Raw genomic sequence first — 14,956 nt, 5'->3', positions numbered from 1 at the left:
CGCTCGCCGTCCTCAGAGGCCCGCGACGCGCTGCCGCCCCGGCCGCCTCGGGAGCGCGAGCCCCGCCCATCGCGGCCCCGGGCCCCGCCGCGGCCGCCGCGGCTGTCGCGCTGGCCATCACGCCCGCCGTGCTTGCCGGTCTCGCCCAGGTCCTCGATCTCCTCGGCGTCCAGGCCGGCCAGCGTCCGCTTGGAGCGCGGCAACGTGCCCGTGGTGCCCTCGGGGATCGACAGGTCGGAGTACAGGTGCTCGCTGGTGTGGTAGGTCTCGATCGGCTCGGTCACAGGCAGGCCCAGGCCCTTGGCGATGAGCCGCCAGCGCGGGATGTCATCCCAGTCCACGAAGGTCACGGCCGTGCCCGCGTTCCCGGCGCGGCCCGTGCGCCCGATGCGGTGGACGTAGATCTTCTCGTCCTCGGGGCACTGGTAGTTGATGACGTGGGTGACGTCATCGACGTCGATGCCGCGGGCGGCGACGTCGGTGGCCACGAGCACGTCCACCTTGCCGTTGCGGAAGGCGCGCAGGGCCTGCTCCCGCGCCCCCTGCCCGAGATCGCCGTGCAACGCGCCGGTGGCGAAGCCCCGCGAGGCCAGGTCGTCGGCCACGCGGGCCGCCGTGCGCTTCGTGCGGGCGAAGATGATCGTGCGGCCCCGGCCCTCGGCCTGGAGGATCCGGGCGACCACCTCCACCTTGTTCAGGGCGTGCGTGCGGTAAACGACCTGCGCCACCGACTTGACCGTCATCGACTCATCCCCGGGGTCCTGGGCGCGGATGTGGGTCGGCTGGCTCATGTAACGGCGGGCCAGGGCGACGACGGCGCCCGGCATCGTGGCGCTGAACAGCATCGTCTGGCGGTCGGCGCGGGTGCGGGCCAGGATCTTCTCCACATCGGGCAGGAAGCCCAGATCCAGCATCTCATCCGCCTCGTCGAGCACCACGGTGGTCACGTGGGTGAGGTCCAGGACGGCACGGTCCATGAGGTCGATGAGGCGCCCCGGGGTTCCCACGACGATCTCGGCGCCCTTCTCCAGGGCCTCGATCTGCGGCTCGTAGGCGCGACCGCCGTAGACCTGCACGATGCGCACGGTGCGCTTGGCCGCGGCCTGCTCGAGCTCGACGGCGACCTGCTTGGCCAGCTCGCGCGTGGGCAGGACGATGAGGGCCTGCGGGCTTCCGGCGGCGGGGTCCTCGTCCCAGCCCTCCTCGCCGGGGCCCAGGGTGTCCATGAGCAGCGGGATGCCGAAGCCCAGGGTCTTGCCGGTGCCGGTCTTGGCCTGGCCGATGATGTCGTTGCCCTCCAGGGCCACCGGGAGGGTGAGGGCCTGGATGGGGAAGGGGTGGATGATGCCCTTGGCGGCCAGCGCCTCGCAGATCTCGGGCTCGACGCCGAAGTCCGCGAAGGACTTGATGCTCAGGTCCACCGCGGCGCCCTCATCGGTGATGTCGGGGGAGGCCTCGTCCAGGACGGGGGCGTGTGCGCCCGCGGTCTCGATGAGGCCCGAGGCGGGGGCCTCGGGGGCGCTGGCGGCGCTGGGGGCACTCGCGGCGCTGGGTGCGCTGGGGGCCGAGGCGGCCTCGGCGGGGCTGGTGATGACGGGGTTCTCGTCGGTCACGACGTTCCTTCGGATGTGGACCGCGGCCTCGTTACCGGCGCGGAGGGTGGTCCTGCGCGGGCCGACAGGGCTCGGCGCCGCCCGGGCCGACGGGGCCCTGGGCCGCGCTCGCGGTCGTGTATGTGGCAGCCGATCGTGAATCGTGTCCCGCTCAGGGCCCAGGGGCGCCGCCGCGCTCAGGGCGCGGCTCGCCGGCCGGCGGGACCAGGCTGCTGGACGACCGGGCAACCGTGGACGTCGGCAGACTACCCGTCATCCGCCCCCGCGGCGGTGAGGCGACGGCGATTGCCCCCGGTAGGTGGGGCACATCACGCGCCTTCGCCAAGGCGGCCGCGGCAGGGGCGCCCTCGCTCTACGCTTTGCTCATGAGCCCTTCCGTTCCTGAACCGGTCCCCGCCTCGACGCCCCCGGCCCCCAGCGCGCCCGGCGCCCTCATGGCCGCCGTGCTCGGCGTCATCGGCTACAGCTGCTCCGTGGCCTGCACGCGCTACGCCAAGGACGCGGACAAGGCCCCGGCGATGCGCGCGCGCATCGAACTGCTGCGCATGAGTGCAGCCAAGGTGGGCGCTTTCGACGCGATCATCCGCATCGGCGCCGATGAGGGCGTGGACGTGCCGGCGTCCGCTGAGCGCTTCCTCGGCTCCCTGGGCGACGTCGATGATCGTCTGCGGCCCCACGACTGGGTCGAGCGGCTGGTCAAGACCTACCTGTCCTTCGGGCTGCTCGTGGACTTCGGCATGGCCCTGACCGATTCCCTGCCCCCGCGCGTGCGCGACGCCGTCTTGGAGGCCCTGTCCGAGGACCGCTTCGGCTCCTTCGCCGCCGCCGAGCTCATGGCCGATCTCGACGGCGACCCCCAGCTCGCCGCCCGCCTGGGCCTGTGGGGCCGCCGGGTGGCGGGTGAGGAGATCGGCGCGATCCAACTCATGCTCGCCCGCTTCCCCGAACTCGCCGGCGGGGAGCAGGGCTCGGCGCGCCTGGGCGCCGTCCTGTCTTCCGGCGCGACGAGCCGCATGAGGGGCCTCGGGCTGCGCGTCTGAGACCGACTGGTTCACGGGGACCGACTGGTTCACGGGCCGACTGGATCACGGGCGGGCCGATCCCGGGACGCCTCGCGCGGGCGGCGCGGGCCGGGCGCGGGCTCAGATGCCGAAGCCGACGCGGCGCTGCTCGGCGGCCCCGAGCTCGGCGTAGGCCAGGGATCCCGCGGGCACGAGCACCTTGCGGCCCTTGTCGTCCGTGAGGACGACATCCTTCGTCGCCGAGTCGGCCAGCGCGCCCAGGACCTCGTCGTGAGAGGCGGAGGTCTCGATCTCGATCTGACGGGCGGCGTGCTTGAAGCCGAGGCTGACCTGCATGGTGACTCCTTGGAAGAGCGGATCGGGGGCGGATCGTGCGCGGGTGGCCCCGGTGGGCCCCGCGTCGCCGCCCCGATCGTAGGGCGCCGGTGGCCGACGACGGCGGCAGCGCGGGTCCGGCGGCGTCGGTTTTCGCGCCGCGCGGACGGGGGCGCGGTCGTGGGAGGGGCGGAGCGTCGAGTGAGGCCCCACGGGCGCCTATTCGTGTCAGTGGGGCGTGGTGAGATAGGCCCATGCGGATCCAGGAGGCCACCCCGAGCGCCAGCGGTGCCGGATTCGCGGCCAGCGCCGCGAATCCGGCGATCACTGCGTCGCCGCGCCTCCTGCCCGCCTCCGCCCCCGAGCCCCTGCCGGAGCCGGACGCGTCCGCGCGCGCCGTCCTCGCGGCCGTCTCCAGCGGGGACAACATCGTCGTGCTCGGCGCCCCGGGCACCGGCAAGACGAGCCTCGCCCTGCGGATGCTCGTCGGCGCCGTCGAGCGGGGGACCGATGCCGTCCTCCTGGCCCCCACACGCGCCCGTGCGGACCGCCTGCGCCAATGCGCCGCGTCCCTCCTCAGCGCCCACGGCGGGGGAGTGGTCCGCGTCCGCACGCCCGCCTCCCTCGCCCTGGCGATCCTCACCGCCTCCCTCACCCAGCGCCCGGACCCGCTGCCCGCCCCGGTCCTGCTGGCCGGAGCGGAGGAGGACGCCGCGCTCGCCTCCCTCATCCGCCCCGAGCAGTGGCCCGGCCTGCCGCCCGAGGCCGTCGGCTCGCGCGCCTTCCGCGCCGAGTTGCGCAACCTGCTCGCCCGCGCCGGGGAACTCGGCGTCACCGCCGACGACCTCGCCGGGCTGGGCCGAGCCCTCGACGTCCCCCTGTGGGGGCCGGCCTCAGCGCTCCTGCGCACCTGGGACGCCCAGGGCCGGCCCAGCGCGGAGCGCCGCGCGGATACCCGCCGCATGGACACCGCCCGCCTCCAGGACCGCGCCGCCGAAGCCCTGGCCTCCTGGGACGCCGACGGCGTCGCCGTCCCCCAGCCCGTGCCCGGCCTGGTCATCGTGGATGACTACCAGGACTGCACCGCCGCCACCGCCCGGTTCCTGGCCGCGCTCGCCCGCTCCGATGAGCGCGGGAACCGAGCCCAGGTGGTGGTCCTGGGGGACCCGGACGTCGCCGTCGAGACCTTCCGCGGCGGCTCTCCCAGCCTGCTGTCGGCCGCCGAGGACCGCTCCGGGCTCGCGGCGCGCCGCCTGCGCCTGAGCACCCTGTACCGCGGCACGCCCGCGCTCGCGGCCCTGTGGGCGGATCAGGCCGGGCGGCTGCCCATCACGGGATCGGCCGCCCACCGCCACCCGGGCCTCAGCCCGGAGCGGGGAGGCGGCGCGGCCACGGCCGAGCCGGTGCCGGGCGGGGCGCCGCTGGCCGGGCCGGGGGGCGCCGGCGCCCCCTCGGGGATCGAGCCGATCGTCGCCTCCTCCGCCGCGCAGGAGGCCGCCCATGTGGCGCGCGTCCTTCGCGCCGAGCACATCCACCACGCCACGCCCTGGCGGGAGATGGCCGTCATCGTGCGCTCGGCCGGGCGGGCCCAGGCGGTCGCCCGCGAGCTCGGGCGGCGCGGCGTGCCCCTGGCGGCCTCCGCTCCCGCCGTTCTGCTGCGCGCCGAGCCCGCCGCGGCCGCCCTCCTGCGGGTGTCCCGCGCCGCGCTCGACGGTCGTCTTGGGGCAGTGGGCGAGCCGCCGGAGCGCGCCGCCGCGATCGACCTGCTCACCAGCCCGCTCGTGGGCCTCAGCCTCCTGGACCTGCGGCGTCTGCGCCGCCGTCTGCGTGAGGACCGCCCCGCGCAGACGGTCCCGGACGAGCACCTTCTCACCGCCCTGGCCTCCGCCGGCGCCGGGGAGGATCTCGCCGCTGCTCTCACCGAGGAGCCCCTGGCCGAGCAGGCCGCGCGCCTGGCCCGGGCCGCCCGGATCATCGAGGCCCTGCGCGGCGTCGTAGGGCTCCAGGGCCCGCGGCGGGATGAGGGGCCGGAGAGCGCGGAGGCGCCGCCGGATGATGAGCGCGTCGACGCCGAGGCGCTGCTCTGGGCGGCCTGGAGCGCCTCCGGCTGCGCCGAGCGCTGGCGCGGCCTCGCGCTGGCGGGCGATCACGGGGCGCCGCTCGCCCGCGCCGCCGAGCGCGACCTCGACGTGGTCACCGCGCTGTTCAAGCGGGCCGAGGTCTGGGCCGAGCGGCACCCCGGCGCCCATGCCGCCGTCTTCCTCACCGAGCTGGCCGCCGAGGTCCTCCCCTCCGACTCCGTGGCCCCCGCCGGGGTTCGTCCCGAGGGCGTCTCCGTCCTCACCCCCGCCGCGGCCGCCGGCCGCGAGTGGGCTGTCGTCGCCGTCATGGGGCTGGGCCGCGATTCCTGGCCCGATCTGCGCCTGCGCGACTCCATCACCCGCTCGGGCCTCCTCGTGGACGCCGTCACCGGCCGCCTGCCCGTCGGCGCCGACGGTGCCCCCACCGGCGCTCTCGACGTCACCGCCGCCCGCGCCCAGGTGCGCGCCGACGAGCGCCGTATGCTCCTGGCCGCCCTCACCCGCGCCACCCGCCGCCTCATCGCCACCGCCGTCCAGGACGCTGACGACTCGCCCTCCTCCTTCCTCATCGAGGTCGCCACCGCCGCCGGCCGCCCCCTGACCGACGCCGGCGGCGATACGCTCATCGCGCCGGACACCGGTGATCTCACCCTGCGCGGCCTCGTCGGCGAGCTCCGCCACGCCCTCCTGGCCGCCCAATCGCCCCGGGCCACGGCGCTGGAGCGCCAGCGGGGCGCCAGCGCCGCCGCCCTGCTCGCGCGCCTGGCCGGGGCAGGCGTGGCCGGCGCCGATCCGGCCACCTGGGGCGGGCTGTCCGAGCCCACCTCCACCGAGCCCCTCGTGGCGGGCGGACAGCCGGTGCGCGTGAGCCCCTCCGACGTCGAGGGCCTCACCACCTGCGCGCTGCGCTGGTTCCTCCAGCGCAACGGCGTTGGCGGCGCGCCCACGAGCGCCCAGGCGCTCGGAACCCTCATCCACTCCATCGCCGAGCGGGCGCAGCGCGAGGGCCTGCGCGGGACGGCCCTCATGGAGGCCTTCGAGGAGCGCCTGCCCGAGCTCGGCCTCCCGCCTACCTGGATCGGCTCCCTCGAGGCCGAGCGCGCCCGCGAGATGATCCGCCGCCTCGACGCGCGCCTCACCGCCGTGCCCGGTCAGGTCGAGGTCGAGCGCTCCATTGACGCCACCCTCGTCCTGCCGCTGCCTCCCGGCGCGGACGCCGGGCAGGGGCGGGGCGATGGCGGTGCCCCGCCGTCGGGCCGCACCGCCGGAGCCACGATCGAGGTGCGGCTGCGCGGCCGCATCGACCGCCTCGAGGCCATCGAGGGGCAGATCCCTCCCGCGGCCGGGCAGCCGGGCGCCCCACTGCCCGGTGGCACGGGCCAGCGTCTGCGCCTCATCGACCTCAAGACCGGCAAGAGCGCCGGCGAGGGGGATGCCTCCCGCCACCCGCAGCTGACCGCCTACCGCCTGGCCCTGGAGTCCCTGGGTTACCGGGTTGACGGCGGGGCGCTCGTCCTCCTGGGCGCTCAGCCGCGCAAGAAGGACGGCGGCGTTCGCCTCGCCCCGGACACCGCCGCCCTCGCCCCCATCCCCGATCCCGAGACCGGCGAGGACTGGGCCGCCACCCTCGTCGCCCGCGCCGCCCTGGCCGCCAGGGGACCGCGCCTGCGCGCCACCACGGGCGGCCACTGTGAGTTCTGCGCCGTCAAGGACGCCTGCCCCGCCGTCGACGAGGGGAGGAGGACGCTTCCATGAGCGATCCCCGGGCCACTGGCCGAACCAACCAGCCCGACGCCAAGCCGGGCCTCAGCCCCCGGGAGCTGGCTAAGGAGCTCGGCCTGTCCCCGCCCACGGACGAGCAGGCCCAGGTCATCTCTCACCCGCTGACCCCGCTGCTCGTCGTCGCCGGCGCGGGCAGCGGGAAGACCGCCACCATGAGTCAGCGCGTCGTCCACCTCGTGGCCAACGGCGCCGTTCGGCCCGACCAGGTCCTGGGGCTCACTTTCACCCGCAAGGCCACTGCCGAGCTCGCCTCGCGCGTGTCCACTCGCCTCGGCCAGCTCGCTGAGGCGGGGCTCCTGCCGGGAGCGGGCCGGGCCGACGGCGGCGCCGAGCTCGGTGAGCCGATGATCTCCACCTACAACTCCTTCGCCGCCGCGCTCGTGCACGACCACGGCCTGGGCATCGGCGTCGATCCCGACGCCACGCTCATCACCGCGGCGCGCGCCTGGCAGATCGTCGACGACATGCTGGCCTCGCGCGTCACGCACCTGCCTCTCGAACCCACGCGCACCACCGTGCGCGCCGTCCTGCGCCTCGACGGCGCCCTGTCGGAGAACCTGCTCAGCGTCGAGGAGGCCGCCGAGGGCCTGGATGACCTCCAGCACCTCTTCGAGGGACTCGCCGGGGTCAGAGGCCTGGCCACCATCTTCAAACCCAGGGGTCAGACCATGACCACCCAGCGCGCCCTCCTCGAACTCGCCGCCGAGTACCGCGAGCACAAGCGCCGCCACGGGCTCGTCGACTTCGGGGATCAGATCGCCCTGGCGTGCCGGATCGCCGAGGAGGTCCCCGGCGCCGCCCGCGCGCTCGGCGAGCAGTACCCCGCCGTCCTGCTCGACGAGTTCCAGGACACCTCGGTGGCCCAGGCCCTCCTGCTCTCCCGCCTCTTCGCCGGGGGAGGTGTCACCGCCGTCGGAGACCCCAACCAGGCGATCTACGGATGGCGCGGCGCCAGCGCCGGGGCCCTCGACTCCTTCCACGCCCGCTTCAACCCCGCGGGCACCGAGGCCCTGGCCCAGGGGGCGGACCCCGCGCTCGCCACGCCCGTGCTGCCCCTGTCCACCGCCTGGCGCAATGACCGGCGCATCCTCGACGCCGCCAACATCATCTCCGCCCCCCTGCGCGACCACAGCCCCCAGCCGGGGGACGCCGACGTGGCGCGCATCCCCGTCGCGCGCCTCGTCCCCCGCCCCGAGGCCGCGGGCCTGGCCGACGGCGCCGTCCACGTCGCCTTCCTGCCCGATCCCCTCGCCGAGGCCGAGGAGGTGGCTGAGTTCATGGCGCGGCGCTGGGGGCCGCGCGCCGAGCTCGCCGTCCTGTCCCGCACGCGCTCCCAACTCATCCCCATCGCCGACGCGCTCCAGGCGCGCGGCATCCCCCACGAGGTCGTCGGCATCGGCGGGATGCTCAGCGTTCCCGAGGTCGCCGACCTGCGCGCCCTCATCACCGCGGCCGCAGACCCCGAGCGGGGGGACCGCCTCATGCGCCTGCTGAGCGCCGGGGACATCGGCGCCGCCGACCTGCGCGCCCTCCACGACCTGGCGCGCCGCCACACCCGCGGCCCGCAGCGGTCCGCGCGGTGCCAGGCCGGGAGCGCCGCGCCCGAGCCCCCGGCCGACGGCCAGGAGGAGGCCTCCGAGGCGCCGCTGCTCACCGAGGCCCTGGAGACCATCGCCCGACGGGCCGAGGAATCGGGCGGCGATGGTCCCATCGAGGGCCTGTCCGAGGCCGGGCGCGCCCTCGCCCTGCGCCTGGCCCGCGCCCTGCGACGGGTCCGTGCCGCCCTCGCCCTACCACTGCCGGACATCATCGACATCGCCGAGCGGGCCCTCGACCTCGATATTGAGATCGCCGCCATGGGTCCCAAGCGGGCCGGTAGGCGCGCCGTCGACGCCTTCAGGGCCGTGGCCGAGCAGTACGCCGCGGACACCGAGGCCCCGACCCTGGCCGGGTTCCTCAACTGGCTCCAGATCGCCCAGTCCGAGGAGAACGGGCTCGACGCCCCCGAGCCCGACCCCGAGCCCGGCGCCGTCCAACTCCTCACCACGCACGCCGCCAAGGGCCTGGAATGGGACGCCGTCGCCGTCATCGGAATGACCGAGACCGCCTTCCCCTCCTACCGGGGCAAGGCCGAGGAGGACGGCGCCATCAAGACGGGCTCGTGGACCTCCAGCACGGAGGAGTTCCCCCACCCCCTGCGCGCCGACGCCGGTGAGCTGCCGCCCTTCGAGCTGGGATCCCTGGAACCCCCGCACGTGGACAAGGACGACGTCAAGGGCATGTGGGAGCAGTACGCGCTGGCCCTGGGCCGTCACGTCATCGCGGAGGAGAGGCGCCTGGCCTACGTGGCCGTGACCCGCGCCCGCCACGACCTCCTCCTGACCGGATCGCACTTCGTCAAGACGGGCAAGACCCCGCGGCGCATGTCCCGCTTCCTCGACGAGGTCCTGCGCGGCGGCGGAGGGGCCTCGCCCGCCACCCCCTGGGGCGCGGGCCTCACCGAGATCGACGACGAGGCCTCCAACCCCCTCCACGACGCCACCGCCTCAGCCTGGTGGCCGGTGGAGCGCCCCGCCGGGCCCGGAGGCCCCCGCGCGGAGAGGATCGCGGCCGCCCGAGCCGTCGACGCCGCCCGGCGCGCGTCCGCGCCGCGGGCCGGAGAAGATCCTGCGGCGCCCACGGACCCACTCGTGGCCCGATGGGAGGCCGAGGCCGAATTACTGCTGGCCGAGCGACGTCGGACCGAGCGCGCGCTCCCCGGGGTGCGCATGCCCTCCCACCTGGCGGCCACGAGCCTGGACCGCCTGCGCGCCGATCCCGCCGCCTTCGCCCTCGACCTGCGCCGCCCCCTGCCGCCCGAGCCGCGGACCGCCGGGCGGCTCGGCACCGTCTTCCACGACGCCATCGCCCAGCGCCTCGCGGGTCGCGCGGCCCTCATTCCGCTCACCGACGCGGGCGTCCCCGACGCCCTTCCCCCGGCCGATCGGAAGCGCGTCGAGCGCTGGCTCGCCACCGCCGAGTCCCTGCCCCTCCTCAAGGGCCACGCCCTGCGCGCCACCGAGGTGGAGCGGGAGCTCACGGTGGGCGGCACGACGCTGCGATGCCGGATCGACGCCGTCTTCGCCGCCCCGGACGGCTCGTGGCTGATCGTCGACTGGAAGACGGGGCGCCGCCGCGTCCCCGTGGACCAGTTGAGCGTCTACGTCCACGCCTGGGCCGCCAGTCAGGGGACGCCGGCGGAACGGGTGCGCGCCGCCTACGCCTATGTGGACGTGGGCGAGGTCGACGAACTCACGCCGGCGGATCTGCTGCCACTGGACGCCGTCGGGAGCCTCCTCGCCCCCGGCGCGGCCGCCCCGGGGGACCCCCACACCCCGGCCACTGTGGAGGACCCGGGCGCCGGGCCATGACCAGCGCGCGGTCCTTAAAGACCCGCCGCCTCGCCCCTACTCCCCGGGACTGGGCACGGCCCGCAGGGGCGCGGGGACCTCCGAGGTCACCGCCTCCATCTCATCGGCGGCCCGAACCGCCGAATCCGTTGGCACCGGGGCCAGGCGCGGCTCGTGGTGGGCGACGATCGGATCGTCGCCCACCTGCTCGGCCAGATCCTCCAGCATCGCCACCGCGTCCCGAGTGACCGACTCGTCTCCGGAGTGGACGCCATGCAACAGCCAGCGCACCAGGCTCATCTCGCTCACCAGCTCCGCGCGGTCGCGCAGGTGACGGTCCACCCCCTCCGAGCGCGCCAGGTCGTAGGCCGACTCGATCGAGTCCAGGCAGTCCAGGGGCGCCGAGGAGTAGATCCACGCCAGGTCCTCCGCCGGGTCGCCCACATGCGCCTGGCCGAAGCCGCTCATCGCTACCACGGAGCCCCCGGCGGTCAGGACGTTCTCCGCGGCCATGTCCCCATGGACCACCACCGGCCGGAAGCGCCACAGCGCCGCGTCCTCCAGAGCCCGCTCCCAGCGCGAGAGCACCGAGGACGGCGCCTTGCCCGTGCCCGCGGCCTCATCGAGCAGCGCCAGCCACGAGTCCCGCACCTCATCGGCGTCGCGCACCGGCATGCCCGCCTCCGAGATGACGGTGGTGGGCAGCTCGTGCAACTCGCCCAACGCCTTGCCGAGCCCCGCCGACAGCCCCGGCCCCGGGCGCAGGGACATCAGATTGATCGGCCGGCCCGCCGTGTGGGAGCGGACCTGGACGCAGGCGCCGTCGCGCCTGAGGAAGCCGGCCGGCCGAGGCACGTCGAAGGACAGGCGCCCGCCGTCCACGATCCTGCCGATGCGCCGCAGCACCTCCGCCTCGGCCACCAGCTCCGCGCCGGTGATGTCATCGAGGGCCTCGTGGACCTCCCAGTGGCGCCCTCGGGTGTCGATGACGCCGACCACCCTCAGATGCGCGGAGTCCAACTGGGGCAGCGCCAGGCGGGCCGGGTCCAGGCCCCGCACCGCGATCGACGCCATGGCGGCGAGGGCCAGCGCCGAGCGGCGCTCGACCGGCGTCCCCTCTGGCGCGCCCGCGCTGTCAGGGGCCTCGCCGCGCGCGGGGGAGGGGAGCGCCCCGTCGGCGGCCTGCTCGCCCTCGGGCAGCCCCTCGCCCTCGGGCCCGCCGCCGCTTGAGCCCGACGGCGCGCCGGGGGAAGCCCCCGCGCCTGTCTCAGCGCTGATCTCAGCGCTCGTTTCCATGGCCGGGTCCAGGGCGGGGTCCGTGGGCGTCATGACCCAACCGTAGGCGAGGCTCGGCGTCTCGCGCAGCCGCCGCGCCTGCCCTGCTCGCCTGGTGAGCGGTGCGGGTGGGCGGTCAGTGGCGCTCCTACAAGCGCCATCCCCGTCATCCAGGCGGTTATCCACAGGTTCGCCGATGGGGGTAGCGCGAGGCGCGGATCCTCGCTTAGTCTCAGCTCTCGTCCGATCGTCCCAGATCGGAGCTGCTATCCGGCCCCAGTGCCGGCCCCTGACCTCGACTGGTCCCCCGAGCCAGACGCTCCCGCCTCCTGCTCGACCACCGAGGAACCCCATGGACGCCGCGACGCTGCTGCACTCAGAGGTCCGCGAACTCGTGCGCCGTCGCGGCATCGACCCCCTCTCCGAGCCCGGATCCCTGGTCGCCCTCGTCAAGGAGGCCTCCGCCGATTACCTTGCTCGTGCCGACGCTGGACTCGTCCCGCCCCTGCTCGATCCCGAGGCGGCCACCGCGGGCATCATCGACTCCCTGGCCGGCATGGGCCCCCTCCAGCGCTACCTCGACGACGACGAGGTCGAGGAGATCTGGGTCAACGGCGCGGACCGCGTCTTCGTGGCCCGCTCGGGCCGCCCCGAGCTGACCACCACCCTCCTGGCCGACGGCGACCTGCGCGTCCTCGTCGAGCGCATGCTGCGCGTCTCCGGGCGCCGCCTCGACATGGCCAGTCCCTTCGTCGACGCCCAGTTACCCGGCGGCGAGCGCCTCCACGTGGTCATCCCGCCCATCACCGGCGCCCACTGGGCGGTCAACATCCGCAAGCACATGGCCCGCGCCAGCCGCCTGGCCGACCTCGTCCGCCTCGGCTCCCTGCCGGCCAGGCCCGCCGCCTTCCTCGACGCCTCCGTGCAGGCGGGCCTCAACATCCTCGTCTCGGGGGCCACCCAGGCCGGCAAGACCACCATGGTCCGCGCCCTGGCCGGGGCCATCCCCGCCGGCCAACGCATCATCACCTGCGAGGAGGTCTTCGAGCTCTCCCTGCGCAACCGCGACTGCGTGGCCATGCAGACCCGCCCAGCCAACCTCGAGGGCGCCGGTGAAATCACCCTGCGGCGCCTGGTCAAGGAGGCGCTGCGCATGCGACCCGACCGCCTCCTCATCGGCGAGGTCCGGGAGGCCGAGGCCCTCGATCTGCTCATCGCGATGAACTCCGGCCTGCCGGCCATGTCCACCCTCCACGCCAACTCGGCCAGGGAGGCCGTCGTCAAGATCTGCACCCTGCCGCTGCTCGCCGGGGAGAACGTCTCCGCCGCCTTCGTCGTGCCCACGGTCGCCAGCGCGATCGACCTCGTCGTCCACCTCGGGATCGACGCCGCCGGCCGCCGCACCGTGCGAGAGATCCGCGCCGTCACCGGCCGGGTCGAGAACGGCGTCATCGAGTTGGCCGACCTCTTCCACCGCGACCGGGCCGACCACCTCGTCCGCGGCACCGGCCTGCCGCCGGGCCGGGAGCGCTACGAGCGCGCCGGGCACGACCTCTCCTCCCTCCTGGCCGTTGGCCAGGCGCCGTTCCTCCCCGACGCCGCGCCGCCCACTTCGCGGCGCTCCGCCCGAGTCCCCGCCGCGGTCGCGGCCCACTTGGCCCCCGCCGGACGGGAGGGCCAGTGATGGGCGCGATCGCAGGGCTCCTGGCGGGCCTGGGCCTCGTCCTCATCTGGCAGGCCTGCACGAGCGAGCCCCCGCGGTGGAGATCCGAGCGGTCCCGGCGCCTGGGGGACCTCCTCATCCAGGCCGGTGCCGGGCGCACGAGCCCCGCCGCCTTCGTGATCGGAAGCCTCGGGGCCGGCGCCGTCGTCGCGCTCGGATTCCTCGGCGCCACCGGAGCATGGACCATCGCGGCCGCCTTCGGCGCCATCGCCTCCCTCCTACCCTTCCTCCTCATCTCCTCGCGGGCGCGCGCCCGGCGCACGCGCCTGCGCGAGATCTGGCCCGAGGCGGTCGACACGCTCATCTCCGGGATCCGGGCCGGGATGAGCCTGCCCGAGGCGCTGGCCAGCCTCGCCGAGCGGGGCCCGGAGGCGGTGCGCGCCGAGTTCTCCGCCTTCGCCGTCGACTACGCGGCCACAGCGCGGTTCGATGAGTCCCTGGCCCGCCTGAGGGCCCGCTTCGCCGACCCCGTCGCGGACAGGATTGTCGAGGCGCTCCACCTCGCCCACGAGGTCGGCGGCACCGAACTCGCCGACCTCATGCGGTCCCTGGCCCGGATGCTGCGCGAGGACATGCGCACCCGCGGCGAACTCGAGGCCCGTCAATCCTGGACCGTCAACGGCGCGCGGGTGGCCGTGGCCGCCCCCTGGCTCGTCCTGGCCCTGCTGTCCACGCGCCCCCAGGCCGCGGCCGCCTACGCCACGAGCGGCGGCGCCCTCGTCCTGCTCATCGGGGCGATGGCCAGCGCGCTCGCCTACCGCCTCATGCTGAGGATCGGGCGCCTGCCCGAGGAGGAGCGGGTGCTGCGATGAGCGACCATCTCGTTCTCGGGGGCCTGATCGGCCTGCTCGCCTCGCTGGGCATCCTCCTGGTCCTCCAGGCCCTGTCGTGGCGGCGCCCCGGCCTCGTCGCGCGCCTTGAGCCCTACGTCCGGGAGCGGCCCCGCGGATCCGCGCTCCTGCGCGCCCCCGGCCCCAGCGGGAAGACCGTCCCTGGGCTGCTGCTCGCCGCCGTCGCCGGCCTGGGCGGGCTCCTGGAATCCATGGGCTCGTCCGCCGACTCAGTCCGACAGCGCCTGGCCCGATCCGGCTCCCACCTCACTTACGACGAGTTGAGGGTCCAGCAACTCGTCTGGGCGGGCGCGGGCCTGTCCGCCGCCCTCGGGCTGGGGCTCATCTCCTCGTTCGTGCGGCCCATCAGCGTCCCCGCCGTGCTGATCGGCGCCCTCATCGCGGCGATCGCCGGGGCGGCGGCCCGCGACTGGTGGCTCTCACGCTCCGTGAAGCGGCGCACCGCGAGGATCGAGGCGCAGCTGCCCGACGTCGTCGAGCTCCTCGCGCTCGCCGTCGGGGCCGGTCAAGGGCCGGTGGACGCCATCGAGCGGGTCGCCCGCCGGGGGCGCGGCGACCTCGTCGACGAGCTCGCCATGACCCTGGCCGACATCCGCTCGGGCACCGTCCTGGCCACCGCCCTCGAGGACCTAGAGGCGCGGTGCGGCTGTCCGGCCCTGGCCCGCCTCTGCGAGGCCATCACCGTGGCGATGGAGCGCGGGACGCCCCTGGCCGAGGTCCTGCGCTCCCAAGCCGCCGACTCCCGCGAGGCCGCCCGGCGCGCCCTCATCGAGGAGGGCGGCAAGCGCGAGATCGCCCAGATGGTGCCCGTCGTCTTCCTCGTCCTGCCCATCACCGTCCTGTTCGCCCTCTATCCCGGGATCGTCGTCCTGCGCCTGGGCATCTGACCTCCCGGAGCCGCGGCC

9 protein-coding genes are annotated in these 14,956 nt (G+C 75.3%); 6 read left to right on the top strand and 3 right to left on the bottom strand.

Annotated features, from left to right (window positions below):
- Nucleotides 1-1,613 (bottom strand): DEAD/DEAH box helicase (locus tag GVV75_RS07685; RefSeq protein WP_159814213.1); only part of this gene is annotated, 1,613 nt, incomplete at its 3' end.
- Nucleotides 1,614-1,978: 365 nt separating this feature from the next.
- On the opposite strand from GVV75_RS07685, the gene GVV75_RS07680 reads away from it, so the two are divergent.
- Complete coding sequence (locus GVV75_RS07680) at nucleotides 1,979-2,653, top strand: ferritin-like fold-containing protein (RefSeq protein ID WP_159524661.1); 675 nt, start codon at nucleotides 1,979-1,981, stop codon at nucleotides 2,651-2,653.
- A 102-nt stretch (nucleotides 2,654-2,755) separates the two neighbouring features.
- Here GVV75_RS07680 and GVV75_RS07675 read toward each other — a convergent pair whose 3' ends face one another.
- Entirely contained in the window at nucleotides 2,756-2,971 is a 216-nt protein-coding gene (locus GVV75_RS07675; RefSeq protein WP_017177145.1) for a DUF3107 domain-containing protein, read from the bottom strand.
- A 233-nt stretch (nucleotides 2,972-3,204) separates the two neighbouring features.
- On the opposite strand from GVV75_RS07675, the gene GVV75_RS10465 reads away from it, so the two are divergent.
- Nucleotides 3,205-6,786 (top strand): PD-(D/E)XK nuclease family protein, encoded by a 3,582-nt coding sequence (locus GVV75_RS10465; protein ID WP_159814211.1) that lies wholly within the window; start codon nucleotides 3,205-3,207, stop codon nucleotides 6,784-6,786.
- Nucleotides 6,783-10,223 carry an ATP-dependent helicase gene (locus GVV75_RS07665; RefSeq protein ID WP_159814209.1) on the top strand — a complete coding sequence of 1,147 codons (3,441 nt, stop codon included), beginning with the start codon at nucleotides 6,783-6,785 and terminating at the stop codon, nucleotides 10,221-10,223. The genes GVV75_RS10465 and GVV75_RS07665 overlap by 4 nt, the downstream gene beginning before the upstream one ends.
- Nucleotides 10,224-10,259: 36 nt before the next feature.
- Here GVV75_RS07665 and GVV75_RS07660 read toward each other — a convergent pair whose 3' ends face one another.
- Nucleotides 10,260-11,531, bottom strand: coding sequence for a phosphotransferase (locus GVV75_RS07660; RefSeq protein WP_159718492.1), 1,272 nt, complete (start codon nucleotides 11,529-11,531; stop codon nucleotides 10,260-10,262).
- Nucleotides 11,532-11,829: 298 nt separating this feature from the next.
- On the opposite strand from GVV75_RS07660, the gene GVV75_RS07655 reads away from it, so the two are divergent.
- Genes GVV75_RS07655 through GVV75_RS07645 form a run of 3 tightly spaced genes read left to right on the top strand, consistent with a single transcriptional unit; the run spans nucleotide 11,830 to nucleotide 14,938 of the window.
- Entirely contained in the window at nucleotides 11,830-13,161 is a 1,332-nt protein-coding gene (locus GVV75_RS07655) for a CpaF family protein (RefSeq protein ID WP_159718494.1), read from the top strand.
- Entirely contained in the window at nucleotides 13,161-14,012 is an 852-nt protein-coding gene (locus GVV75_RS07650; RefSeq protein WP_159718496.1) for a type II secretion system F family protein, read from the top strand. Before GVV75_RS07655 ends, GVV75_RS07650 begins: the two co-directional genes overlap by 1 nt.
- Nucleotides 14,009-14,938: a type II secretion system F family protein gene (locus tag GVV75_RS07645; protein ID WP_159718498.1), complete on the top strand. Its 930-nt coding sequence runs from the start codon at nucleotides 14,009-14,011 to the stop codon at nucleotides 14,936-14,938. Before GVV75_RS07650 ends, GVV75_RS07645 begins: the two co-directional genes overlap by 4 nt.
- Nucleotides 14,939-14,956: the final 18 nt, after the last annotated feature.

Origin of the sequence: Actinomyces sp. zg328 (assembly GCF_009829635.1) — a bacterium.
GTDB lineage: Bacteria > Actinomycetota > Actinomycetes > Actinomycetales > Actinomycetaceae > Actinomyces > Actinomyces marmotae.
Note: the sequence above shows the minus strand (reverse complement) of the source record. Positions and strands in the feature narration are given on the sequence as shown.